The sequence below is a fragment of the Epilithonimonas zeae genome (assembly GCF_900141765.1).
Classification (GTDB): Bacteria; Bacteroidota; Bacteroidia; order Flavobacteriales; family Weeksellaceae; genus Epilithonimonas; species Epilithonimonas zeae.
In genome coordinates this window covers 121,808-147,842 of the sequence record NZ_FSRK01000001.1, presented here as the reverse complement: position 1 = coordinate 147,842, position 26,035 = coordinate 121,808, and the positions used below count along the sequence as shown (strand labels likewise).

Here is a 26,035-nt window from a genome sequence, read left to right as displayed (position 1 = left end):
TTCCTGGGAATTCTTAAAAGAGTTTGATTATTTTATTTGCTTTTTGCTATTAACAGGTCGTCGCTCTGCGGCTTTCAGGTTCTTGATTTTATCCGAAGTTCATTAATAAAAAGAAAAAATCCCGAGAAATAATTCCCGGGATTTGTTTTTCTATTTCTTAACGGCAGTTACAACCTGACCTTCCATCTTCGTAATGTTATCAAAAATCTGCTTGAACGCTGGATAATATTCTTTCGGATAAACTGGATCTTCAACTGTTGTCGTGGTTTCGACAGTTAGTTTATTGCCTTCCTGCGTTACTTTATAAACATATTGGATGGCGCTGTCTTCCGTTCTGAATTTTTTGGACTTCGGAACATTTTCAAAAGTGTAACCCTCCGGCAAAGTAATGGTCACTTTTTTGATTTTATCATAGCCTGTCGTCAACTCAATCGGCGATCGTCTTTCTTCTGACTGATCGAACTCGTGAGACTTATTGAATAAAAACAATAACGGATTAAAGACTAATTTCCCGCCAATACCATCTACGAAACTATCCGAATCAAAATCGAAGCTGGTTTGGAAGTCTCCTTTTTCTGTCGTACCGGATTTGATATTGGTGTAAGGAAATTTGTAACGTTCTTTATAACTTTCCTTCTGGTAAGCTTCTTTATCCTTATCATAAGACTCACTATTCATCATTGCGTACAGCATTGTATCTCTATCAGAAAAATTCCCTTCAAAAGTACCATCCGTATTTAGCTTTGCGTCTACAGTAAGGTATGTTACACTTTTTTCCGGGCAAAGGATATTGATCTGCTTGGCATCGGTTTTTGTCATAACAAATCCAAAATAATTAAGCGCAGCAGGACGAATCAGATTAGGTGTCGTCATCTTGGATGTAGCATCGTATAATACAGGTTTACCATCAAAATCTATAAAAGCAATCACATAGTTAAGCATCGTAATACTCGGAGAATAGGATGTTAATAAGCCTCTGCCAATGGTAGAAAGCAACACCGGCTCAGCATCTAGACCTGCACTTCTCATTAATAAAATCAACATAAGATTGATCTCTGCAGAGTTACCACTATTCGTAGCAATGAGCTGTTTGATACCTTTATCCGTAAAAGCACCATAATCTCCATTCCATTTGTATTTATTTTGAGCAAACTTCAAAACAGCAGCAGCTCTTTCTTTTTTATCTTTTATCGATTTGATATCCTCAGGAAGGGTTTCTTTTACAAGATTGGTTCTTTTCAACTCATCGCCGAAATTTTCATCCTCATATAATTGTTTTCTAATGTCTGACCAGGAAATCCCATAAGACTTGAACCCACCAGAGATACCCGTACTATATGCTCCATTACTTGTAATTGGAAAGTCTGTAGAATTAAGCTCCGCTCTGATAGAAGTTCTGTAATTATCGATATTATTAACATATTTTTCATCCTTATAGGCCGCAATATCATTGTAAGCGAAACGGTACGTTCTGGCTTCTGTTCCGTATAAAATCTTTTCACTTACATCTCTCTTCTGCGGATTGAGCGTTCCTTTATAATTGATGTTATATCCAAAGTGTTTTGGCGCATCAAAAACATATTCGAAATAGCGGATAGGTGCTACATCTTCTACCATTACTCTTGGAATGACATATAGAAATGGCGACAGAACCGAATATTTATATTCTACGATAGAGCCGTCTTTTACATTCTCAAAAGCAAACTTGGTTACAGAGTAGTTTTTATTTTCTTTTGATTGGTATTTAGAATTTTTATCAACCGTAGTAGTTGCTATTTTACCGTTTTCGAGATTATATGTATTAACTTTGAGAGAAGTGACTTTCTCTGTATTGTTATTCTTACCCATGTAAGTATATATCTCTTCTTCCAAGAACTTTTTAGCATCATCCTTTTTATAAATTTTCACCCTGCTGACCACATCCAGATGTAAGTCCCCCTCAGTGATGTAATAGTGATAGGATTTATAAAGAACTTCGGCAGGCTCAGATGTATTTTTAGCATATGAAGTTAATTTAAGATCCTCGATATCCAGTTTTGGCGGATCAAGAAACTTTTGTGAAAAAACGAAGCTTGAGAAAAGCAATGTAATAATTAATAAATAAGTTCTCATAGTTTGGTTATCAATATTTTTGTGTTATCAATTTTATTAGTTTGTTTTCTGAATTGGATGTATTCTGAAATTTTATCCGAAGAAAAGACGCCTTTCTTTAGCATAAATTTTCTTTTAACCAGGAGCTTTTTATCCTGAATAACAAATTCCAAAGAATAGTTTCCAAACTCCGAATCGATTTTGACAGGAGCCGCCAATTCTGAGAATTTATAGTTTTGCGGAATTGTATATTCGATTTCATAATCATCTGTAAATCCAAAAGGAATCTCAACCGGAAATCTTCTTTCCGAACTTTCTAGATAAAAATCGGATTCTAAAAATGGAATCGCTCTGAAATATATATCTGACCCTAAGGATTTGGAATAATTTTCCGCTTTGAAATTTAAATCGAAATCAATATTGGCTTTATCTTTATCATTATTAAGATTTTCTATATTGATAGTTTTAAACTGTAGATTATGATAACGATGCTTCATTGCATCATTGGCTTCTATCGGAGTCATATAGAGCAATGGCATCATTACGTCATAAGCATTACCTTGATAAGAGAACTTTGACAGAACATCCAAAGTATTATTTTCAGAAAGATTCGCTTTTACACGGATGATTTCTTTGCTTTTTTCAGAGGTTGTTTTTGGCGTTTCGACTATTTCCACAGTATTATCTTTTACCATCATTACGTTTCTGTCCAGAGTTCTATACCCCAAATGATCAAACGCAATTTTCTGAGAAGTGTTCTCCAGCCAGATATTCCCTTTATCCGTAGGAACACAAAGGACAACATGATTACCATCCATCTTAGGAAAATTTTTGTCAAAAATTTTTGAAGTCTCATCCATATAGATAATCGAGTAATAAGAAGGGATTCCGGCGGCTTTTAGCAAAACGCGCATATAATTGGTAAGAGCTTTACAGTCTCCATAGCCTTTCTTTCTTACATTGTCAGCAGACATTGGCTGCCAGCCACCAATGCCGATAGCAACATTCACATATCTGGTTTTACTTTGCATATACTGGTAAATTTTTTTCACCTTTTCTTCGGTAGAACCTTGCAAATTCAGCGCATTAACTTCTTGCTGAATCTCAAGTGTTATTTGCGACACTGGCTCCAAAAGTGTATTATACCACTTGCCAAATTCTTCCCATGATGTGAAATTTCCTTTCTTCCCTTCAAGGTTGAATTGGTCTAATGCAAACTCGCATCTTGGCATAACCACAGACATACTAGGCGCGTATTTTTCTTCTTTGATAGCAGGAATGTTTTTGTAAGAAACTTTTAGATTGTCATCATCACCACTAAACTCCGCTTTTGCAAATGAATTTTCAATATTCTTTTTTCTAAGCTTAATTCCAGACTTATTTAAGATTTCAATTTCTCTGTTTTGTACAGATACATTATAATCATAAAAAGGAGTCAGCGTTGGTAAAAAAATAGTATTGCTTGTATTGGTAGTGAATTGTACATCCAATGTATAAGGATAAAGCGTATTGGAAATTTTCAAATACAATGCTCTGTCATCTGTATAGAGGGCAGAATCATCTGACTGACCAATATCGTTCAGATCACTTTTCGAATAGGTTTTGATTTGTTTTCCAAACTCGTTATAAACCTTGATCTTAATATCAGAAACTTTTCTAGATCTATCATAAGGGATATAAACGTAAGAATACTTTTCCCCAGGGCTGTTTAATATAGAAATAACTTTTTTCTCATTGATTTCCATATCGTTCTGAGAATTGATAATGTAATGCGAGCTGATATTTCTAATTACAGCATTCGCATCTTTCTTAAGCTCTTCCGGAATTTCTGAGATAGCATAATTCTGTGAAAACATCCTGACAGATATTAACACAAATAGGGTTATTAGTTTTTTCATTAGTGTTTAAAAATATTAATTGGCTGGAGCTGGAACAAAAACCCTTTGCGCCAATTCCTGATCGAATAGATACAGTGCAGAAGGATTATCCTTTACCATTTTGATCTTGGTGACCAAAAGCGATGCGCTGGACTCTTCTTCCACCTGCTCATTGATAAACCATTGCAAGAAGCTTGTTGTCGCAAAATCCCCTTCATCGTTGGCAGCTTTAACGATATTGAAAATACTTTTTGTTACCAGTCTCTCGTGGTCAAGTGCTTTTTCGAAGATTTCCTGAGCATTGTTAAATTCGTGTGGAGGTTTTGGAACTTCATTTAGGATGATTTGTCCTCCGATGTCGTTCACATAATCAAACATTTTGTCTGCGTGCATCAATTCTTCTTTAGATTGTACTCGGAAATAGTTTCCAATCCCTTCCAAATCTTGCGCATAAAACCAAGCGCTCATAGAAAGATATAATTGTGCTGCGTATTGTTCTTTGGTAATTTGTTCGTTGACGAGTGTAATAATTTTCTCTGAAACCATAACTTTATGTATTTTTTTATGAAATTTTAACTTTAAGACCCAAATATAAAAAAAAGAGCCGTTAAAAAATAACGACTCTCTCTGAAATTAATCACTAACTAAAAACTATTTAACAACAGTGGCATCCGCCTTTTTTCTGTCTTGAAATTGAGCTTTTCTTTCTGCCATTTTTTTTGCCTTCAACTCCTGGAATTTTTTGTATTGTTCCGGTGTCAAGATTTTCTGCATTTCTGCTTCATTTTCTTTCATCTTCTGCATTCTGTCTTCTTTTTTTGCTGTCATTTCTTGCTTTTTTTCAGCAGCTTTAGATTCGTGTAAAGCTTTGATTTGAGCAACTTGGGCATCAGTCAAATTTAATTCTTGTTTCATTTGTTGCAAACGTTCTGCTTTTTTCTGAGTGAAATCTGCTTTTGTAGTTGTTTGTGCAAATCCGAAAACTCCTAGTCCAAGAAATGCTGCGCTTAAAATTAATTTTTTCATTTTTTTGATTTTAATATTTATAAATTTTATCTGTTTGTTTGATTTGTTATAATTTATAATGTTAAGTGGTTGATATTATAAATTTTTGTTAAATCCGTTTTTATCTAGAAGTGAATCTCATCCCGGAACCTCTGTTTCCATTTTCAGATTTCGGAGTAGAATTTCTTTGGTTAGAACGCTCATTACTTCTGTTCTCAATTTTTCTTTCAGAGTTTTGATTTTGTCTGATTCCGCCACCTTCGTTTCTGATGTTTGGAGAAGGCTGATTTCTTACGTTATCAGAATTACTTCCGCTTCTTATTCCACCAAAATTATTATCTCTTGTTCCACCAGAATTTCTTATTCCATTATTTTCAGAACCTCGGATTCCTCCCCAATTATTTCCATTAGAACCACTTCTTGGATTATCATTTCTGATTCCGTTATTTCTGGTTGGATTTATCATTCCTTGGTTTCTAACATTTTCTCTAAATCCTTCTCTGAAATTTCCTCGGTTCACTTTGTAGATATTAATATTCACATTTCTATAAACTGGTCTTACAGGATATCTTCTTGCATAGAAGTTCACACAACGGTTTCTGTAATAAACAAAAGGACTTGCTCCGCGGAAATAATTATTTTGATAGACTACAAAGATTCTTGGACCAAGGATATTTTGCAAAGCATAGAATCTGTCATAATACCATCTGTCAGGATTCCATCTGTAATAAGAATTCCAGGCAGCGTAAGAAGCAAAACGATTATTTAGCATCATAATCTGGTCAATCTGGAAAGGTGTCAATCTGTATTGGACAAAAAACTGATTCCAGTTTACAGAGAAAATAGCCTGTCTGTAATCGTTGTAATAACCTTGGTAATATTGGTCTGGATAATAATCGTCTGGATAGTTGTAATAATAATCGTCTGGATAATCGTATGAGTTATCGTAATATTCGTATCCGTTATATTCGGTTGGGTAAGTATCGTAATAGTCTTGTGCAGAAACTAATCCACCAAAAATAATAGCAAGTGTTAAAAATATCTTTTTCATAACTTTTTATTTTAAAAATTAAATTCGAAAATTCATTTTTCACTTAAAATGAAACTTTCTATCTTTTGGATATTGACGGATAATAAAAGTTAAACGAAAATTTAGATTCCGGATTCAAATTCAATTCAAAAATCAAATTTCACACTGATAATCAGCGTGATAATTTTCATTGATTATAATAAAAAATAACCCTTTCAGAGTTTGAAACTCTGAAAGGGTTTTATGAAAAGTTATTCAAAATAAAATTTTGAATAACTAAACTTAAAAATTAAAATCGGTCGCTATTTTCAACCCAGCTTGCAATTTTCTGATTGAATCTGTCTTTGGTTTTCAAATCTTCCAATTTAAGATGCATTCTGTATCGCCAATAATGTGGGAAAACTGCAGGATTGTTGATTCTTTCCTCATCCATATTTGGGTTCATCAATTCTTGGTCAGTCGCCAAAAATTCCTGAATCGGGAAAATCGCCAACATTGCATCTGTGTAAAGATGCTGTTTCATTATCATTTCTGACAATTCCGGAGCTAAATCCCAAGGAGCAGTTCCATACTGTCCTAATTGGTTATTAAAATATTTCTGAGTCAGATTTCTGTCCTCGTGCCACCATTGTCTCAGCGTAGAACTATCGTGAGAAGATGCCGTAACAACATTCAGATAACTTGCATTTTTCGGGTCGTACCAAGCGATATTTTCAGAAGGCATTCTTTGAACTTTCAAAGCCGTAATTGCTAATTTATCCATCACAACAGGAACCGAATCCGGAACCAATCCTAAATCTTCACCACAAATCAACATTGTTGTAGAATTCAGTAAAGCCGGTAATTTCTCCATTGCTTTCTGATACCAAAGTCCATCCTGACGTTTGAAGAAATAATCATTATAAACATCATTCAGTTTTGCTTTTTCCCAATCCGGAAGGTATTTGTAAGAAGTCGTTTTTGCAATATTAAATCTTGGATGATAAACGATTCCGTTCTCGGTTTCCTCAGTTAAGAATAAAACATTTCCGGCTAAAGAAATTAATTTTTCTTCTGCCCAATCCCAAGATTCTTTCTTAAAATAATCGGTTAATTTTCTCTGAGTATCAAATTCCGGTTTGAAAGTAATTGTTCCATTATGAGTATCAAAAAATTGATTCTGAACTTTGTCTTTAACATCTCCGAAATTTTCCCAAAGAATCGGGTCGTTTACAAACGGTTTAACATAACGGTCAAAACTAAACGGAATCTGTCTGTCAGCAAACTCTTTCTCAGTAACAGGAAGCGCCGGATAAAAATACCCCAACAAACCTTGAGTAGCAGAAATTGGCATTCTCCAGATTCTGAAAAATCCAAGAATATGGTCGATTCTCATTGCATCAAAATACTGCTCCAAAACTTTGAAACGTTTTTTCCACCATTGGTAACCGTCGGCTTTCATCACTTCCCAATTATAAGTCGGGAATTCCCAGTTTTGTCCTAGATCAGAGAATTGGTCCGGCGGCGCTCCAGCCTGGAAATCCATTCCGAATAATTCCGGTTCTGTCCAGGCTTCGACAGAATGTCTATAAATCCCAATCGGCAAATCTCCTTTTACGGAAATTCCCAAATGATGAAGATATTCCACAGCATCTTGTAACTGCAAATGCAACTGATACTGAATCCAAGCGTGAAGCATCAATTGGGAATATTCTTTATGTTTCGGAGAATAAAGTGTCGCCACTTTTCCTGCAACATATTTTTTATGTGTCTTCCATTCATTGAAATTAGGCGTTTTGTATTTATCTCTCAAAACACAAAATGCAGAATAAGGCATCAGCCATTCTTCGTTATCTTTAATGAACTTTTTAAAGTTTTTATCTTTAAGAATTGTGTCTTTATTTTCCTCGAAAACAGCCGTTGCATATTTCCATTTTCCAGAAATCATCTGCTCGTAGTCAATCAGACTCAAAGCATTCAATTCTGCTTTTTTTGCCTGATAATCCTCAACCAAATCTTTCGGCAAAGCATATTCTAATTTCTCAATCGAAAGATATTGCGGATGAAGTGCATAAACCGAAATCGCCGCGTACGGATAAGAATCTGTCCAAGTGTAATTAGCAGTTGTATCGTTAATTGGCAAAATCTGAATCACAGAAAGTTTGGTTTCGTTTGCCCAATCTCCCAATTTTTTGATATCAGGAAATTCTCCAACCCCGAAACCGTCTTCTGTCCTCAAAGAGAAAACCGGAACCGCAACACCTGCAGAATGCCAAAGCGTATGATTATCGAATTTGAAGTAATGGTCCGCTTTCACATAAAGAATATCCTTATTTGGATTTCCGAAAACCCAACGATTTTCGCCCGGTTCTATGTAAAAAACTTTGCCTGTGTTTTTATCTTTGATGGCGTATTTGTAAAGAATCGTTTGATGAGAATTGATTTCTACGCCGATTTCCCAAACACCGTAATCAGTTTCGCTCAGTTCAATTGCTTTCTCGTAATCCCAATTTCCCAAAGCATCTACATTCCCAACAAGTACCAATTGCCAATTCGGATGATATAGCGGCGCTTCTATCCTGAAAAGATGTGTGTGTTTTTTAACAACCGGCTGTTTTGCAGGCTGAAAACCTTGCAGACGATTGTGAAGAATTTTGTTGGTTAAATAATTTTCAGGAAAGTTTTTGAGATTCCATTGGTCAAAGATTACAAACTCTTTAAAACTGTTTGGAAGATTGAGCTGATGGAAAGGAATCTCTTCCTCTAAAACTTCCCCATCTTCGTTCACGAGAAGATATTTGTAGAGAATTGATTTAGAAAAATAATCCAATTCTGTGGTCCAGTTGTTATTTTCGGAATAAGTCAAGTCGTAGTCCCGATGCTCTGTTTTGTCGTCAAATAGGCGCAAAACGAGTCGCTGGCCAACTTTTGTTCCGAAGTTAACACTAAAGTATAGTTTCATTTATTAAGGTCTATTAATATTGACGCAATTTAACGAATTATTGAATTACAACTAATATTCCCGTAAAAAAATCATTTTTTCGTAATCCTTTCGAGGTAAGCACTAATATTATTGTCCAACGCAACCGTAATTCCGCCTACGTTTTTGGCTTTCATATACATCAATACTTTTTCGTCTTTTAATGAAAACATTAAGAAATCATTGAATTTATCGGGTGAAATTCCTGCTTCAGCAAAATACTCTAAGTCTACATTATTCTGAATCCAAGCCAAACCTTCCTGCAAATCTTCATATTTGTAGCGATTTTTCAGGCGTCGCGAATTACCCGAAAGCCATTTATAAAGATTATCAATATTAAGTTGAGCAAATACCAAAGGCAACAAAACTTCTTTTGCTTCAACAGGTTTTTCACGTGGTTTTTCTGGTCCTTTTGGTAATCCGATATCTTTTCTGAGTTTTTCCTCCTGAGATTCCGCAAGGTTTTTATTAATGATTTTAACTTCTTCTATCTCTTGCGGAATTTTCTCCAATTTGACTACCTGAAAATTATTACTCGTAATAACTATTTTTCCTAATTTGTAACTTTCCTTAGCAAATCGAATTTCATCACCAATATTCGCATTAACCACAAATTTCCCGTAGGCATCGCTGTATGTTTTTTGATTGGTGGTCATATTCACAATCAGAACCTTGGGAATGAGAACTTCGTCCTCTGAAATTACATTTCCTGAAATGTTCTGAGAAAAGATAAAACCCGATAAAATGAGAATAAGAACCTGTAAAAATCGTTTCAAGCGTTGATAGTTTTGGCCAAAAATAAACTTCTTTGCTAAAATAAAAATACGGTTTAACTTTCGTTAACCGTATTTGTTATTATTTATGATTAAAAGTAGATTATCTAACAACAATTTTCTTAGAAACAATTGTTTTCCCATTTTCAGATTCCACATTGACCACATAAACACCGGAAACTAATTTTCCTAATTCAATTCGGTTTTCAGAATTGGAAATATTGGTAATGGTTTGATTAGAAACCAGATTTCCGGAAGCGTTGTAAACTTTCACATTAGCATTTCCTTTTTGATTATTGGCAATTCTTACATTCACAAAACCTTCGGAAACTTTTGTCGGGTAAATATCATTTTTATTAATGTCAACCGCCAATTTATTTGATTTCAAAACATAAGGACTTCCAAGGTCATAAATCGGCATATTAAGATTATTATTCATCTTTTCCGCCTGCAAAGTTTCGAGATTCAAGCTATGGAAAAAACCACCTTTTGCACTTGCCAAAATGATTTTCCCTTCAGAATTGACAGCAACTCCATTGATGGAAAAATTCTCAGGCAAAGATTTTATTTTCCCGATGAATTTAGCTTTCATATCATTCAAAGATACTTTGAAGACACTTCCAAAAGCTGAAAAAACATAGATATTGTTATTATCATCAGCAATCATATCGCCTCCAAAGCCAGTCTGCATTTTGCTTAACTGATTTTCTCCATTTCCAGAATCATCTTTCACAACGCCTAAATCTGTAACCGCATATTTTCCGTCTTTATAAAAAATCTTCAAAAGTTGAGAACCTGAATTTGAAAGCGTATAAACATTTCCATCATTTCCTGTCGCCATTCTGGAAAACTGAGAACCAGTGTCACAAGATGTTGGATTGGAAAGATTATTTTCCAGCAAAGTGATGTCTTTTGTTTTGGAATCCAAAATATAAATATTGGAAGAAAACATCGGCATATAAACCAATTTCCCTCTTCCATCGACAGCTAAAGCTGCAATTTGACTGGATAAAGCATTGGCTGAAGATTTATTATCTTCAGAAATTTCTTTGTTTAATTTGCTGGAATAAATTCTGGGTTGGTCTTTTCCAGACAAAAGAATATTCTCAGTAATGCCTTTCTTAGAATCCAAAGCACGGAAATCCTGAAAAATAATATTTGTAGCGTCTTTTCCTGTCAATGCAAAAATATCTTGCTGAGCAAAAGAACTTGCACCAATAAACAATAAAAGTACAGTTGATAGAGATTTTTTCATAGTAAAAGTGTTTAATTAATTGACACTAAGTTAAGTATTTCTACAATATAATACTTACATCAACAAAAAAACCTTCCGTTTTTTACGAAAGGTTTAAATATTTATTGTTTTAATGAATTAATTCAGAACATAACTTGTTCCATCACGTCCATCTTTCAGCTCAATTCCTTTTTCAAGAAGCTGGTCACGGATCTGGTCAGAAAGTTCCCAATTCTTGGATTTTCTAGCCTGATTTCTCAAATCAATTAAAACCTGCAAAGTCTGGTCAAGCTTATCATTATTAGATTCTTCTATGGTTTGCAATCCTAAGACATCAAAAACAATGGCGTTTAGGAATTGTTTTAAATCTTCATAATCTTCTGTTGAAATACTTTCTTTACCCAATTTTGAAGCCGAAATAAACTTCACAGCCTCGAATAAATGGGAAATCAAAATAGGACTGTTGAAATCGTCCGACAAAGCTTCCAAAACTTTTTCTTTCCAGTTTTTATAATCGAAAGAAGATGTTTCGACGCCTTCTGTCGGAACTTGCGTATTTAGGATTTTCACAGCTTCCATCAATCTATTGAAACCTTTTTCACTCGCCAACATTGCATCATTGGAAATATCCAAAACACTTCTGTAATGTGCTTGTAAAAAGCAAAATCTCAACACACTTGGATGAAAAGCCTTTTCAAAGAAATCATTATTTCCAGTAATTAATTCCATTGGGAGGATGTAATTCCCGGTTGATTTACTCATTCTTTGACCATTCATTGTCAGCATATTCGCGTGCATCCAATATTTTACAGGTTCTACACCATTGCAAGCTTTTCCTTGAGCGATTTCACATTCGTGGTGTGGAAATTTCAAATCCATTCCACCACCGTGGATATCGAATTGGTCACCCAGATATTTGGTGCTCATCGCAGTACATTCTAAGTGCCAGCCCGGGAAACCTTCTCCCCAAGGCGAAGGCCACTTCATAATATGTTCCGGAGATGCTTTTTTCCAAAGTGCAAAATCCTGAGGATTTTTTTTCTCGCCTTGCCCGTCAAGGTCTCTTGTATTAGCAAATAATTCTTCTATATTTCTTCTGGACAATTCTCCGTAATTAAGTCCTCTTGCATTGTATTCCAAAACATCGAAATAAACAGAACCATTACTTTCGTATGCAAAACCTTTTTCAACCAAAAGTTTTGTGAGTTCCAGTTGTTCGATGATGTGACCTGTTGCAGTCGGCTCAATGGTTGGCGGAAGCAGATTAAATTTCTTCAAAACTTCGTGAAAATCAACTGTATATTTCTGAACAATTTCCATTGGTTCCAACTTTTCAAGTCTGGATTGCTTGATGAACCTGTCATTATTGATATCGCCATCATCCGTCAAATGTCCGGCGTCAGTAATATTTCTGACATATCTGACTTTATAGCCCAAAAACTGGAGACTTCTGTAAATGAAATCGAAAGACAAAAAAGTTCTCACGTTACCCAAATGCACATTGCTGTAAACCGTTGGTCCACAAACATACATCCCGATATTACCTTCCAGTATTGGTTTGAAAATTTCTTTTTCGCCTGACAGCGAATTATATATTTTTAGTTGCATTGATTTTTATTAATAATAAATTATAATTGATAAGTGATTTAATATTTAAACATAAAAAATCAACAACAAATAATTGTTGTAATGAAGATTTTGTGAGATTGTTTTTTAAATTTTATCATTATTAATAACTTTTAAGTGATGATTCATATGACTAATATATTCATCAATAATAAATCTTAAAGTGAAAGATTGTTTTTCTAATTTCGTTGTATCGCAAACATTGTCCAACAATTCATCAGGAATATTTTCCACCACATTTACAATCTGAAGGTTCAAATATTTCCACAAATATACGATGTCTAAAATCGTGGTATTCTGATAATTCTGAGCCTTTACCCAAAAATTCTGGTCATATACAATATTTTCATTCTCTTTATATTGAGTCACAACAAACCTTCTCATATTAGTAAGAGCACTATCACACAGATGACCTAATATTTCTTTTTTGGACCATTTTTCATCAGATAATTTTTCATTCCATTGATTTTCTGAAATCGAATTAAATTTTTCAATCTGATTTTCGACCATATCTCGAAGAACTTGATAATCCATTTTAATCAAACTTTGCGTGACTTCCTACATAATGCAAGAATTCTTGTCTAGTAATTGGATTGGTTCTGAAAATCCCGCTCAATTCCGCAGTAATCGTAGAGCTAGCCGTATCTTTAATTCCTCTGCAATTCACACAAAGATGTTTTGCATCTATGATACAAGCGACATTATTTGTTCCTAAAGCTTCTTTTAAAGCATCCACAATTTGCATTGTCAATCGTTCCTGAACCTGAGGACGTTTTGCATAATAATCCACAATTCTATTGATTTTCGACAATCCTATTACTTCACCATTAGAGATATAAGCAACGTGTGCTTTCCCAATAATTGGCAAAAAGTGGTGTTCACAGAAAGAATAAACCGTAATATCTTTCTCTACCAACATTTGGCGGTACTTATACTGATTTTTAAAGGTCGAAACTCCAGGTTTATTTTCCGGAAGAAGACCACCAAAAATCTCGTTTACATACATCTTCGCAACACGCTTAGGAGAATCTTTCAAAGAATCATCTTCCATATCAAGACCCAAAGTCTCCATGATTTCCGCAAAAAGTCCTTCTATTTTCTCAACTTTCTCTTCAGGTTTCAAATCAAAAGCGTCCTTTCTGAGAGGTGTATGATCTTTGCCCGTGAACAGATCATCGTCATTATCAGGAAAATGTTCCATAATATCATTAGTAATAAGACGCAAAAATAAACAAAATTTTGTAGCCTATAGAGAGTAAATCTAAAGATTTGATTATAAAAAGAATAGATTTAGAACGAGTTTAAAAAAGTAAAAAAAAATTGAAATGATTTGAAATTTTATATATTTGCACCTAAATTAACATAATTAAAAATAAATACTATGTCAGACATTGCATCAAGAGTAAAAGCTATCATCGCTGATAAGCTTGACGTTGAAGAAACAGAAGTAACTCCAGAAGCTAGCTTCACTAATGATTTAGGAGCTGATTCTTTGGATACTGTAGAGCTTATCATGGAGTTCGAAAAAGAATTCAACATTCAAATCCCTGATGACCAAGCAGAAAAAATTACAACTGTAGGTCACGCTATTGCTTACATCGAAGAAGTTGTAAATAAATAATATTATCTAGACAGAAAAAAATTTATGGAATTAAAAAGAGTAGTTGTAACCGGCTTTGGCGCTATTACACCAATCGGAAATAATGCGAAAGAATACTGGGAAAACCTAAAAAAGGGAGAGAGCGGCGCTGCTCCTATTACTCTTTTTGATTCCACTAATTTCAAAACTAAGTTTGCAAGCGAAGTAAAAAACTACGATCCTCTTAACTATTTCGATAAGAAAGAGGCAAAAAAAATGGATAGAAACTCTCAGTTCGGACAAATTGCCGCTAGAGAAGCTATCGCTCACAGCAGACTTATAGAAGATAATGTTAACAAAGATCGTGTAGGTGTAATCTGGGGATCTGGAATTGGCGGACTGGAAACTTTTGAAACAGAAGTTTTAGGTTTTGCTGAGTCCAATGGTATTCCAAGATTCAATCCTTTCTTTATTCCAAAAATGATTGCAGATATCACACCAGGTAATATCTCTATCGAATATGGTTTCCACGGTCCAAACTACACAACAGTTTCAGCTTGTGCATCATCTGCCAATGCTTTGATTGATGCTAAAATGCTTATCAACCTTGGTAAAGCAGATGTAATCGTTTGCGGAGGATCAGAAGCTGCTGTTACAGCAAGCGGTATGGGAGGCTTCAACGCGATGCACGCCCTTTCTACAAGAAACGATGATCCAAAAACAGCTTCAAGACCTTTTGACAAAGACAGAGATGGATTTGTATTAGGAGAAGGCGCTGGATGTATCATTCTTGAAGAATATGAGCACGCAAAACAAAGAGGAGCAAAAATCTATGCAGAATTAGCTGGTGGCGGAATGAGTGCTGATGCACATCATATGACCGCACCACATCCTGAAGGATTAGGCGCTTATCTGGTAATGAAAAATTGTTTGGAAGATGCTGGTGTAACTGCTGACGAAGTAGATCATATCAATATGCACGGTACATCTACTCCATTAGGAGATATCGCAGAATCCAATGCCATTGCAAAATTATTCGGAGAGCACGCTTTTGATATTCAGATCAATTCTACAAAATCAATGACTGGTCACCTATTGGGTGCCGCTGGTGTTATAGAAGCTATTGCTGCTTTACACACTATTATTCACGGTATTGTTCCGCCTACAATCAATCATTTTACTGACGATGAAAAAATCGACAGCAGACTTAACTTCACATTCAACACTGCTGTTGAGAAAGATGTTAACATTGCTATGAGTAATACTTTTGGTTTTGGAGGTCACAATGCTTGTGTTCTTTTCAAAAAAATATAATATGTTTTTATGGAGTTGAAAAGTTATTTTTCAAAATTACTTCCAAAAAACAGAGCACAAAAACTTTCGGAAAAAGATATTCTTTTTCGCAAAAAAATTTCTGAAATTGTTGGATACAACATTCATAATTTAGAAATCTTTAAAGAGGCATTTTCTTTAAAATCTTCTTCAAAAAGTACGAATAAAAAAAATTACGAACGTCTAGAGTTTTTAGGGGATTCTGTTTTAGGAACCATTATTTCTTGTCATCTTTTTCAGGCTTATCCTAATGAAAATGAAGGATTTCTCACGCAGATGAAGTCCAAAATTGTTAACAGGAAAAATCTTAACAAACTTGGAGAAGATCTGAAATTAAGTTCGTTATTGCAAGCAGATACAAGCCAAACGATTCTGAGCGAAAACATTTCCGGAAATCTTTTGGAGGCTTTGATTGGCGCTATTTATCTGGATATTGATTATGAATTTTGCAAGAAAATTGTTTTAGACAGGATTCTTACGCCTTCCACAATCAATAAATTGGAAAATAAAATCATCAGCTACAAAGGACTGCTATTGGAATGGAGCCAGAAGAAAAAAGTTCCGATCAAGTATGAGACTTGCGAAGAATTCCAACCTAATAAAGTGACCGTTTTCCGCTGTCACGTTTGGTTGCACAACGAAAAGATAGCGAATGCCGTAGAAAGTTCTAAAAAGAAAGCCGAGGAAAAAGCAGCACAACGAGCTTTTTATGTTTTGAGTAAAAAAGAGAATATTATTGAAGGTCAAAAAACAATTTCTTAAGCTAGAAGAAGATCACACGGAGATCGTCATAGGATTGATTCGACTTGTAAAAACAATCCCAGAGCACGAATTGTTTTTTTTACTCAATAAGACCAATGATTTTAATTTCAAAAGAATTGATGATATATACATCAAAGGTGAATATTTTGATCATCAATTTTCTCGTTATCAAGCTTATGACAGATATTCAAAAAACTGTTACAGCTTTATTTCCAACAAATCGATTTTATCTATAGAAAAAAAAGTTCAAAATCAACTTTTTTCAGATGAATCAAATATTAAATTTTTACTAAATCTACACCAAGATGTAGATTACATCCTTACAAATTCCGATATGTTTGCGGATTTTTCATTAATTTTGCTCCCGGAAAATTTCGTATTTCAAATTCAGGAATATTCACTGAGTTCTGAAGAAGAACTTTATCAATTAATTCAATATTATGAATAAAAACCTAAAAAAAACAAAAATCATTGCAACACTAGGCCCTGCTACTTCTAGCAAGGAGACGATGATACAGATGATACAAGCTGGTGTTGATGTATTTAGAATTAATTTTTCTCACGCCGATTACGAATTGGTGAAAAGAAATGTTGAGATAATTCGTGAAATCAATAAAGAATATGGCTACTCAGTCTCTATTTTAGGAGATTTGCAAGGTCCAAAATTAAGAGTTGGTGTAGTAAAAGAAGGTTCTTTCCTTAACCCGGGAGACGTTCTTACTTTCACAAACGAAAAGATGGAGGGCGATGCGACTAAAGTTTATATGACTTATGAGAAGTTCCCTCAGGATGTAAAAGTTGGGGAAAGAATCTTGATTGATGATGGAAAATTGGTTTTTGAAGTTATTGAAACTAATAATTTAGATACAGTAAGAGCTAAAACAATCCAAGGTGGACCATTGAGTTCTAAAAAAGGCGTTAACCTTCCTAATACCAATGTTTCTCTTCCTGCTTTGACAGAAAAAGATATCGAGGATGCTAACTTTATGTTGGATCTTGAGCTTGATTGGATCGCTTTGTCATTCGTGCGTCATGCACAGGATATCATCGATTTGAAAGAATTGATGGCAAAACATCCAACCAACAAAACGAAAACACCAATCATTGCTAAAATCGAAAAGCCAGAAGGTGTGAAAAACATCGATGAAATTTTGATGGAATGTGACTGTCTAATGGTTGCAAGAGGAGATCTAGGTGTTGAAGTTCCAATGGAGCAAGTTCCTGTTATCCAGAAAAACTTGGTAAATAAAGCTAGACTTTATGCTAAGCCGGTTATCATTGCTACCCAAATGATGGAAACAATGATTACTAGTTTGACACCAACAAGAGCGGAAGTCAATGACGTTGCTAACTCTGTACTTGACGGAGCTGATGCAGTAATGCTTTCCGGAGAAACTTCTGTTGGAAAATACCCTGTAGATGTGGTTAGAAATATGGCTAAAATCGTTAAGAATATCGAAAAGACAGCTTTATATTCAAAACTAAACCACGTTATCGAAGAAAAAATCAACTGTGTAGATGAGCGTTTTATCACTGATAAAGTTTGTCGTTCTGCTGTAGATATTGCAAAATCAACAGGATCTGAAGCTATTGTAACTTTAACAAGTTCTGGTTATACTGCATTCCAAATCTCTGCACACAGACCTTCTTCTCACATCATCGTTTTCAGTAACAACAAACGTGTGATTACGATGTTGAACCTTCTTTGGGGCGTTAGAGCTTTCTATTATGATATGCAAAAATCAACTGACGAGACTGTAATCCAAGTGAATATGCTGACGCACAATTACGGATTTGTAGAGCAAGGCGATTTTGTTGTGAATCTAAATGCAATGCCAGTTCATAACGGCGGAAAAACCAATACATTGAGATTATCTACAATCTAATTTGTAGTAATTATAAAACAAAAAGCCATCGAAATTTCGATGGCTTTTTTATTTTGATTTATCAAGAATTTATTCTTTGATAATTTTCTTAGATACAATTCCAGATTTTGTTTTCACAGTAATGATGTAAACACCGCTTGTAAACTTATTAAGACTGATAACTTGAAATTTTGAAGTCTTTGTATTTTCAAAAATCAGTTTCCCATTCATATCAAAAAGAGCAATTCTCTCGATATCATTTGGCACACTGACATTGATTATATCTTTTGTTTTTGCAGGATAAATTTTAACTTCTTCTTTACTTGAATCATTGGCTGCTAAAGTTATTTTCTTAGTTCCAGTAGCTATCAAAGCAAAATTTTGAGTTGCTGCATTTCCTTCTTGATTCACAATAGAGTTTTTATTATTAACCTCAATTCTGTAGATTCCATTTGTTGTTGGATTATCAATCACAATTTGTTCTACATTATCTACTGTATTATCGCCTTTTGTAGCATTGGCATTAGGATCATTAATATCAAGTCTCCAAGGATAATAGATTGTACCAGAGCCAACTTCCACTACCCTAAGATCAAGATCATTCACAATCCTGGAAGTATGATTATTTTGAAGATCTGTATCACTTGTAAATGGCGTGATAGCAGGATCAACCCAAGAGATACTCACCTTCAAAGGTTCTGTTCCAGTTGCTTTGATTTGTTTTGTGAAAGGTTGCCCTGATGTCAAAGTTTGTTTTTCTAAATAAGCATCTTCATCCAGTCTATTAACTAAAACCTGAGCTGCTTTCTTTGCATCTACCAAACCCCAACCGTACCAAACATCTGGTCCCGGTCTTCCCGCTTCATTCGCTGTATGGGTCAACAACGCTTTCATCTCATCAACATTGAAAATAAAACTGCTGTTTCCAGAAATATTTCTTTCGATTTGAGTCAGTGCACCAGCAATTCCGGAAACCATTGGAGCAGCATAAGAAGTTCCAAAATTTACAACATAAAGATTAGTTGCATTTGGATTTGCAGTAGTATAATTGGCCATAATCATATCTACTCCAACCGCCGAAAGATCTGGTTTTACCGCTCCGTCTTTTCTTGGACCAGCACTACTGAAACTTCCCTTTACAACATCACTTGCCTGAGTATATTTATGATTAGCTGTCGTTAATTGATTAACTGCCCCAACTGTAATAATATTCTTTGCCAAGGAACCAAAGTAAATACAATTATTTCCCTGACTACAGTTAGCTGGTGGCACCTCATCATTAGCCCCAAAAGTAACCCAACTGCTAGTTGCAAAATTATACCTGTATTTTACAGACGACGCATTAGGTCCAATATTATAATAGTTTCCAGTTGATTTGACAATAATCTGTTGCGGTTGAGAATAGACAATTTTATCAAAGTTATAATCGTTATCTCCGTAAGCACCAGCATAAGTATCTGTATGGTTCAAATCGTAATTTCCGTACCAGTAATAAGTATTGGAAGTGTTTGGTTTATTCCAACCGTAATTGGTTCCATAGGAATGGTTGGAAATATTAAGATTGGGTAAACTAGCCAATTTTTCATAATTATTGCCCAAAGCCGTCGCTCCAAACATATAATTATCAATAGTTCCTTGTGGCAAAATCCCCTTTGCATTAGCTTTTGGATAAGAAACGCTGGATTGTGTAAAATTACCTGTTTCTATACCATTCCCAATCAAAATACTATTGACATTGGTTCCATGAAAATGCTGAGCTTCAGTTGTAGCTTCTTTATTAATAGCTCTTCCGGTAGCAAACTGTTCGTGCGTACTTAAAATAAGACCAGCGTCAAAAACAGTCAATTTGATTCCGTTTCCCGTCAAAGGAGATGTAATTCCGGAAACTGTTCCAGCCTGTAATTCATCGACATTTGCAGTCGCATTGGCACTGGTTTCTTCAATTGAATAAAAAACAGGAATCTGGCCTGCAGCAAAACCTGCAAGATTTTTCTTAAGGCTGTCTCTTTCTTTTTGAGAATATTTTGCAGTGGATTTTGAGAAATAAGAATCTAATTTATTTTCATTATTTAATCTTTGCTGAGTGAACTCATTCTTCAGTTTAAGATCCTGAGCATTAGAAAAATAAAATGAAAATATAAAACTTATACTGAATAAAATTCTTTTCATTAGGATTGTTTTTGCAAAGATAAAAAAACCATAACGTATAAATCTTTTTTATAAAAATTAACTGTTACTTTTTGAAATCCTTCAATTTTTCCTCAAAATGAAGCTTCAAATTCCCGACATCCTGCTCATCACAAAAACCATATTTCAGAATATTTCTGGTGTTAAATGTTCTCAACGAGTAATGTAAAAATGAATTGATTTCAGAAACATCTAATCCCATCGATGTAAAATATTCATCTCTCAAATTTTCTCTGATCCATTCTACAAAATCGGTCAAGACCCATTTATCATCAATCTTTCCAAAACTAATTCCTCCTCCAACTGGCTGTACAAATTCGCCAGGCTTTGCATTAAGAACTTCTGCACTGGAAGGCGCTTTGAAATAAACTTTCAAATCATTATTAAGTGTAATTTTCTTTTTATTTTCATCAAATAATTTGGAATCTTTGCTAAGATTTCCACTCAATTGTTTCTTGACTTCAACCTCTTCTATTTCAACAGCTAATTTCACGATGTTAATGAGCAATTCATCATCATTTTCCACATTAATCACTTTACGTTCGTAACCAGATTTTACAAACCGAAGTTCATCATTAATATTGGCATTAATTAAAAATTGACCTTTGGAATCAGAATAAGTTTTTTCCTGAGAATTGATATTAACAACCAAAACCTGATTCACAGCTACAGAATCAGAGACAATTCTTCCTCTAATCTGTTGAGAAAAAATAAAATTAGAAATGAATAAAAAAGTAACTAATAAAAGTTTTTTCAAAGGCTATTTTTCTTCAAAATTAGATTTAATTCTTACTGAAAAAAGACATTTAACCAGCATTAACTTTTTTATGAACAATTAACAAAATCGGACTTTGTATCCATTTTTTTTCTCTTATTAAAACCTTAACTTTACACAAAATTCTATTTTAATGTATTTAGTTTTCGATACAGAAACCACTGGTTTACCCAAAAATTTCAACGCTCCGCTCTCAGATTCAGACAATTGGCCAAGAATGGTTCAGATTGCCTGGCAAATCCACGATGACAACGGAAACCTAATCGAAAACCAAGATTACATCATCAAACCAGAAGGTTACGACATCCCTTTCAACGCTGCAAGAATTCACGGAATTACGACTAAAATAGCGAATGAGGAAGGTCGTGATTTGCAAGAGATTTTGGAAGAATTTTCTAAAGCTCTGGAAAATGTAAGAGTTGTTTCCGGACACAATGTAGAATTTGATTACAATATTGTCGGCGCAGAATTTTACCGGAAAAACATCAAAGATAATCTGCAGGAAAAGCCAAAAGCCGACACAATGATTTTGGGAACAGATTATTGTAAACTGGAAGGCGGGCGAGGCGGAAGATACAAATCTCCGAAGCTTGAAGAACTTTACGAAAAATTATACGGACACAAATTCGATGAAGCACACAATGCGGCAGCCGATGTGAACGCGACTGCGCAGGTTTTCTTCGAAATGATGAGAATTGGCGTGATTCCAACTGAGGTTTTGAAAATCAGTGAAGATCAATTAAAGGAATTTCAAACGCTCAATCTAAATCCGATTAAACCTTTCGGAATTGTTATTAGAAGACAAGTCGCAAGTTTCAACAACAAAAAGAAACAGGCCGACATTGCGAATATTGACGAAATTGATTTAGGCAACTATTTCAATTTTGATAATCACACTGTTTTCTCAACTCTGACTGCGACAACGAGTATTAATGATCTTATCAAAAAAGCACAAGACGATAATTTTTCCGCTGTTGGCATTGTAGATATTGGAAATATGATGGGGGCTTTCAAATTTGTTACGGCAGTTGAAGGTGCTAATTCAGCAGTTTCAAAAAAGCATAAGGAATATTTAGCCAAAAAAGCTGAGGCAGAAGAAAAAGGAGAAGAATTCAATGAAGAGGAGCCAGATTCCAGCCAGCTGATTCCAATTGTTGGCTCAGAATTTTATATTTCGGAAAGATATGAACAAAAGCAATTTACCAAAGACGATCCCGACAGAAGAACGCAAGTCGTTTTGCTGGCAAAGGATTTTAATGGTTATAAAAACTTAGTTAAACTTTCCAGTATCGGTTTCCAGAAAGGATTTTATTTTGGAGTCCCAAGAATCAGCCGAGAACTGATTGCGCAATACAAAGAAGGTTTGATTGCCTTAACATCGGGAATCAATGGCGATATTCCAAGCACAATTTTGAATATCGGAGAACAAAAAGGAGAAGAGCTTTTCCAATGGTGGAAAGATGAATTTGGCGATGATTTTTATGTTCAAATCCAAAATCATAATTTGCCTGAAGAAGAACACTTGAATGAAGTTTTACTTCAATTCGCTGACAAATACAATGTGAAAATCCTGGCACAAAATGAAACTTTTTATACTGATAAAAGTGATGCCAACATTCAGGATATTTTAGGCTGTATCAAAGATGGAGAGAAATTATCCACTCCAATTGGGAAAGGTTTCGGAAAAAGAAAAGGTTTAACCACTGATGAATATTATATCAAAAATTCAGAAGAACTGAAATCTGCTTTTCTCGCTTATCCAGACGCTTTTGAAGCTTATGATGAGTTTTTAGCAAAATTCAAACCCTACACTTTGAAACGTGATGTTTTACTTCCTAAGTTTGATATTCCTGCAGAATTCGTTAATCCGGAAGATGATATTGATGGTGGAAAACGTGGCGAAATGGCTTATTTGACGCATTTGACTTACGAAGGCGCAAACAGAAGATATAAAGAAACCGGAATCACTCCTGAAATTAAAGAACGTTTAGACTTCGAATTGGAAGTTATTGCAAACACTGGTTATCCAGGATATTTCTTAATTGTTCAGGATTTCTGTAATGAAGCCCGAAATATGGGTGTTTGGGTCGGTCCCGGTCGTGGTTCTGCTGCTGGTTCCGCGGTTGCTTACTGTATCGGTATTACCAATGTTGACCCAATTAAATATGACCTCCTTTTCGAGAGATTTTTGAATCCGGAAAGGGTTTCGATGCCTGATATTGATATAGATTTTGATGATGAAGGCCGAGATAAAATCATCAAATGGGTAGTTGAAAAATATGGCCAGGAACAAGTGGCACAGATTATCACTTACTCCGTTTTAGGAGGAAAATCTGCGATTAAAGATGCTGGTCGAGTTCTGGATGTTTCGATTCCGGAAACGAATATGATTGCGAAATTAATCCCGCCAAGTCCAGGAATGAATATTGCCAAAGCCCTTTCAAAATACGACAAACTGAAACCTGAAGACCAACAATTGGTGGATGAGATGAAAGCCATTCTCAGCGACCAAAACGACTCTAGGTTTTCGGTTTTGGACAGTGCTAAAAAGATGGAAGGCTGTATCAGAAATACAGGAATTCATGCTTGTGGTGTAATTATTACGCCAGAACCTGTGAGCAATCTGGTTCCAATTACGATTGCGGCGAAAGATGCTGATATTTTGGTTTCTCAATTCGATAACTCGGTGGCAGAAGATGCTGGTCTTTTGAAAATGGATTTCTTGGGATTAAGAACTTTGACCATTATAAAAGATGCGGTGAAACTTGTGAAAGAACGTCACGGAATCGATATTGACCCAGATGAAATTCCTCTTGATGACGCAAAAACTTATCAATTATTTAAGGACGGAAGAACAATCGGGATTTTCCAATATGAAAGTCCGGGAATGCAAAAATATATGCGTGAACTAAAACCTACAGTTTTTGCCGATTTGATTGCAATGAACGCTTTGTATCGTCCAGGTCCAATTAAATACATCCCGAATTTCATCAACAGAAAACACGGAACCGAAGAAATCATTTACGATTTACCAGAACTTGAAGAATACCTTGAAGAAACCTACGGAATTACAGTTTATCAGGAACAGGTAATGCTCCTGTCTCAGAAACTCGCCAACTTTACAAAAGGTGAAGCCGATACTTTGAGAAAAGCGATGGGTAAAAAGCAGATTGACGTCCTTAATAAAATGTATCCGAAATTCATAGAAGGTGGAAGAAAAAACAATCTTAATGAAGAACGACTTGAGAAAATTTGGAATGACTGGAAAGCCTTTGCAGAGTATGCTTTCAACAAGTCTCACTCCACTTGTTATGCTTGGATTGCTTATCAAACGGCTTACTTAAAAGCCAATTATCCAGCGGAATATATGGCGAGTGTAATGAGTAACAACATTAACAACACCGCTTCTATCACAATGTTTATGGAAGATTGTAAAGCGATTGGTGTAGATGTTTTGGGACCTGATGTGAATGAATCTCAATATAAATTCTCTGTAAATGAGAAAGGACAAATCAGATTTGGATTAGGAGCAATCAAAGGAATTGGAGAAGGCCCAAGTGAAGCGATTACTTTAATTAGACAAAATGGAAGATACAAAAACATCTACGATTTTTTTGAGAGAATTCCGCCTTCGCAAGTTAATAAAAGAGTTGCGGAGAGTTTAATAACTGCTGGCGCTTTTGACGAATTGGATTCTTATCACAGAGGGCAATATTTCGATATAGACCAATCAGGAAGAACCAATATTGAAAGACTTTCCAGATATGGACAAAGTTTCCAAGACAGTAAAAACGAAATGGATAATTCGCTTTTTGCTGATTTTGCGGAAGAAGTTCAAATTGAACAACCCAAACTTCTACCTTGTGCTGAATGGCCAAATATGCACAAGCTAAATAAAGAAAAAGAAATCATTGGTTTCTATCTTTCTGCGCATCCTTTGGATGAGTTCAAATATCAATTCCAATTTATGCAAGGTGTTTTGTCTAAAAAAGCAGTTCTGGAAGAGAAAAAAGATGATTTGCCTGTTTTGGAAGAAGTCGCTCCAATTTTAGAAAAAGACAGTTCTCCCGATGAGGAAGTTCCAGACATTGTTGTTTCTGATGATTCTGGCCTAGAAGAAGAAGAAATTATTGAAGAATCAACGAAAAAAGCAGAGCCAAAAGGAAATTTTAACTTTTTGAATTTGGATGAAGTGGAAGCTTTCAAAGATTTGGCTTTTCCTCCAAAAACAGCAGAACTTTTTGAAGAAAAGAAAAGCTGGAAAGATAAAATGAATGAAAAAGACAATACTAAGGAATATACAGTTGCCGGATTGATTACCGAATATCGTGTTGCGGACGGTTTCCGAAGTGGAGAAAAAGTAGCCTTCGTTATGCTTGAAGATTATACTGGCTCCTACTCTTTCCGTTTGGGAGATAGAGATTATATGCGATTGAAAGACAAATTGGAAGTTCAGCGATTTGTCATTATGAAAATCAAATATTCGCAAGGTAAAGACGGACGCGTTTTTGTGAATGTGAATGAAGTTCTGGAGTTGAAAGAAGCTTTTGAAAAATTTGCTAAAAGCTTGTCTGTTGTAGTTCCATTGGATTCATTACGACAATCTGACATTGAGTTTTTCAGAGAAAATATTATTCAAAATCAAGGCGAGCAAAAGCTTAATTTCTTTATCAAAAATCCGGAAGACGAATCTGTATTAGAAGTTGTTTCTATGCAGCACAAGATTAATATTAATGAAAATCTATTGGAAGTCATTCATCAGATTAATAATTATGAGGTTTTTTTGAATTAAATTAAATTTTTAAAATTAACATAACATTGCTGCATATTAGTTAAATAATAAACAACAAAAACAACTATTAGCAAAAAAAATCTACTTTATAAATATAAAGTAGATTTTTTTTATGTTTTTAAAAACATAAACCAATCTAAAATTTATT

The 26,035-nt window shown here is 34.8% G+C and carries 19 protein-coding genes; 6 read left to right on the top strand and 13 right to left on the bottom strand.

Annotated elements, in window-relative coordinates:
• Positions 1 to 150 precede the first annotated feature (150 nt).
• The 11 genes from BUR19_RS00670 to folE form a co-directional block, all read right to left on the bottom strand.
• Positions 151 to 2,112: a DUF3857 domain-containing protein gene (locus BUR19_RS00670; protein ID WP_074233014.1), complete on the bottom strand. Its 1,962-nt coding sequence runs from the start codon at positions 2,110 to 2,112 to the stop codon at positions 151 to 153.
• Positions 2,109 to 3,989, bottom strand: a complete 1,881-nt coding sequence (locus tag BUR19_RS00665; protein ID WP_074233013.1) for a DUF3857 domain-containing protein — start codon at positions 3,987 to 3,989, stop codon at positions 2,109 to 2,111. The genes BUR19_RS00670 and BUR19_RS00665 overlap by 4 nt, the downstream gene beginning before the upstream one ends.
• A 15-nt stretch (positions 3,990 to 4,004) precedes the next feature.
• Positions 4,005 to 4,514: a ferritin gene (locus BUR19_RS00660; RefSeq protein ID WP_074233012.1), complete on the bottom strand. Its 510-nt coding sequence runs from the start codon at positions 4,512 to 4,514 to the stop codon at positions 4,005 to 4,007.
• A gap of 105 nt (positions 4,515 to 4,619) precedes the next feature.
• Complete coding sequence (locus BUR19_RS00655; protein WP_074233011.1) at positions 4,620 to 4,994, bottom strand: hypothetical protein; 375 nt, start codon at positions 4,992 to 4,994, stop codon at positions 4,620 to 4,622.
• A gap of 100 nt (positions 4,995 to 5,094) precedes the next feature.
• Positions 5,095 to 6,024 (bottom strand): hypothetical protein, encoded by a 930-nt coding sequence (locus BUR19_RS00650; RefSeq protein ID WP_074233010.1) that lies wholly within the window; start codon positions 6,022 to 6,024, stop codon positions 5,095 to 5,097.
• Positions 6,025 to 6,292: 268 nt separating this feature from the next.
• Entirely contained in the window at positions 6,293 to 8,944 is a 2,652-nt protein-coding gene (locus BUR19_RS00645; protein ID WP_074233009.1) for a 4-alpha-glucanotransferase, read from the bottom strand.
• A gap of 71 nt (positions 8,945 to 9,015) precedes the next feature.
• Positions 9,016 to 9,738 (bottom strand): hypothetical protein, encoded by a 723-nt coding sequence (locus BUR19_RS00640; protein WP_074233008.1) that lies wholly within the window; start codon positions 9,736 to 9,738, stop codon positions 9,016 to 9,018.
• A 100-nt stretch (positions 9,739 to 9,838) separates the two neighbouring features.
• Positions 9,839 to 10,990: a T9SS type A sorting domain-containing protein gene (locus tag BUR19_RS00635; RefSeq protein ID WP_074233007.1), complete on the bottom strand. Its 1,152-nt coding sequence runs from the start codon at positions 10,988 to 10,990 to the stop codon at positions 9,839 to 9,841.
• Between the two features lie 117 nt (positions 10,991 to 11,107).
• A complete protein-coding gene (gene cysS, locus BUR19_RS00630; RefSeq protein ID WP_074233006.1) occupies positions 11,108 to 12,577 on the bottom strand; it encodes a cysteine--tRNA ligase in 1,470 nt (489 codons plus the stop codon).
• 105 nt (positions 12,578 to 12,682) lie between these two features.
• Positions 12,683 to 13,129: a DinB family protein gene (locus BUR19_RS00625; RefSeq protein WP_074233005.1), complete on the bottom strand. Its 447-nt coding sequence runs from the start codon at positions 13,127 to 13,129 to the stop codon at positions 12,683 to 12,685.
• Between the two features lies 1 nt (position 13,130).
• Entirely contained in the window at positions 13,131 to 13,796 is a 666-nt protein-coding gene (folE, locus tag BUR19_RS00620; protein WP_074233004.1) for a GTP cyclohydrolase I FolE, read from the bottom strand.
• Between the two features lie 180 nt (positions 13,797 to 13,976).
• Here folE and BUR19_RS00615 point away from each other — a divergent pair, with 180 nt between their 5' ends.
• The 5 genes from BUR19_RS00615 to pyk are packed head-to-tail and all read left to right on the top strand — an operon-like array spanning position 13,977 to position 18,154.
• Positions 13,977 to 14,216 carry an acyl carrier protein gene (locus BUR19_RS00615; protein WP_002976354.1) on the top strand — a complete coding sequence of 80 codons (240 nt, stop codon included), beginning with the start codon at positions 13,977 to 13,979 and terminating at the stop codon, positions 14,214 to 14,216.
• 24 nt (positions 14,217 to 14,240) lie between these two features.
• Positions 14,241 to 15,488, top strand: coding sequence for a beta-ketoacyl-ACP synthase II (gene fabF, locus BUR19_RS00610; protein ID WP_074233003.1), 1,248 nt, complete (start codon positions 14,241 to 14,243; stop codon positions 15,486 to 15,488).
• Between the two features lie 9 nt (positions 15,489 to 15,497).
• Positions 15,498 to 16,268, top strand: a complete 771-nt coding sequence (rnc, locus tag BUR19_RS00605; protein WP_074233002.1) for a ribonuclease III — start codon at positions 15,498 to 15,500, stop codon at positions 16,266 to 16,268.
• Positions 16,243 to 16,716 (top strand): IPExxxVDY family protein, encoded by a 474-nt coding sequence (locus tag BUR19_RS00600; RefSeq protein ID WP_074233001.1) that lies wholly within the window; start codon positions 16,243 to 16,245, stop codon positions 16,714 to 16,716. Before rnc ends, BUR19_RS00600 begins: the two co-directional genes overlap by 26 nt.
• Positions 16,709 to 18,154: a pyruvate kinase gene (gene pyk, locus BUR19_RS00595; RefSeq protein ID WP_074233000.1), complete on the top strand. Its 1,446-nt coding sequence runs from the start codon at positions 16,709 to 16,711 to the stop codon at positions 18,152 to 18,154. Before BUR19_RS00600 ends, pyk begins: the two co-directional genes overlap by 8 nt.
• Positions 18,155 to 18,223: 69 nt before the next feature.
• Here pyk and BUR19_RS00590 read toward each other — a convergent pair whose 3' ends face one another.
• Positions 18,224 to 20,302, bottom strand: coding sequence for a S8 family peptidase (locus tag BUR19_RS00590; RefSeq protein WP_074232999.1), 2,079 nt, complete (start codon positions 20,300 to 20,302; stop codon positions 18,224 to 18,226).
• Between the two features lie 64 nt (positions 20,303 to 20,366).
• The gene (locus tag BUR19_RS00585; protein WP_074232998.1) at positions 20,367 to 21,077 is read right to left on the bottom strand and encodes a hypothetical protein; all 711 of its coding nucleotides are present in this window, start codon (positions 21,075 to 21,077) and stop codon (positions 20,367 to 20,369) included.
• Between the two features lie 151 nt (positions 21,078 to 21,228).
• Between BUR19_RS00585 and dnaE the strand changes: the two genes are divergently transcribed.
• On the top strand, positions 21,229 to 25,887 hold the full coding sequence (gene dnaE / locus BUR19_RS00580; RefSeq protein ID WP_074232997.1) for a DNA polymerase III subunit alpha: 4,659 nt from the start codon (positions 21,229 to 21,231) through the stop codon (positions 25,885 to 25,887).
• The last annotated feature ends 148 nt before the right edge of the window (positions 25,888 to 26,035 follow it).

Coding starts and splice junctions, on each gene's coding strand:
- BUR19_RS00670 (WP_074233014.1), bottom strand. CDS start 2,112: ATGAGAACTTATTTATTAATTATTACATTGCTTTTCTCAAGCTTCGTT.
- BUR19_RS00665 (WP_074233013.1), bottom strand. CDS start 3,989: ATGAAAAAACTAATAACCCTATTTGTGTTAATATCTGTCAGGATGTTT.
- BUR19_RS00660 (WP_074233012.1), bottom strand. CDS start 4,514: ATGGTTTCAGAGAAAATTATTACACTCGTCAACGAACAAATTACCAAA.
- BUR19_RS00655 (WP_074233011.1), bottom strand. CDS start 4,994: ATGAAAAAATTAATTTTAAGCGCAGCATTTCTTGGACTAGGAGTTTTC.
- BUR19_RS00650 (WP_074233010.1), bottom strand. CDS start 6,024: ATGAAAAAGATATTTTTAACACTTGCTATTATTTTTGGTGGATTAGTT.
- BUR19_RS00645 (WP_074233009.1), bottom strand. CDS start 8,944: ATGAAACTATACTTTAGTGTTAACTTCGGAACAAAAGTTGGCCAGCGA.
- BUR19_RS00635 (WP_074233007.1), bottom strand. CDS start 10,990: ATGAAAAAATCTCTATCAACTGTACTTTTATTGTTTATTGGTGCAAGT.
- cysS (WP_074233006.1), bottom strand. CDS start 12,577: ATGCAACTAAAAATATATAATTCGCTGTCAGGCGAAAAAGAAATTTTC.
- BUR19_RS00625 (WP_074233005.1), bottom strand. CDS start 13,129: ATGGATTATCAAGTTCTTCGAGATATGGTCGAAAATCAGATTGAAAAA.
- folE (WP_074233004.1), bottom strand. CDS start 13,796: ATGGAACATTTTCCTGATAATGACGATGATCTGTTCACGGGCAAAGAT.
- BUR19_RS00615 (WP_002976354.1), top strand. CDS start 13,977: ATGTCAGACATTGCATCAAGAGTAAAAGCTATCATCGCTGATAAGCTT.
- fabF (WP_074233003.1), top strand. CDS start 14,241: ATGGAATTAAAAAGAGTAGTTGTAACCGGCTTTGGCGCTATTACACCA.
- rnc (WP_074233002.1), top strand. CDS start 15,498: ATGGAGTTGAAAAGTTATTTTTCAAAATTACTTCCAAAAAACAGAGCA.
- pyk (WP_074233000.1), top strand. CDS start 16,709: ATGAATAAAAACCTAAAAAAAACAAAAATCATTGCAACACTAGGCCCT.
- BUR19_RS00590 (WP_074232999.1), bottom strand. CDS start 20,302: ATGAAAAGAATTTTATTCAGTATAAGTTTTATATTTTCATTTTATTTT.
- dnaE (WP_074232997.1), top strand. CDS start 21,229: ATGTATTTAGTTTTCGATACAGAAACCACTGGTTTACCCAAAAATTTC.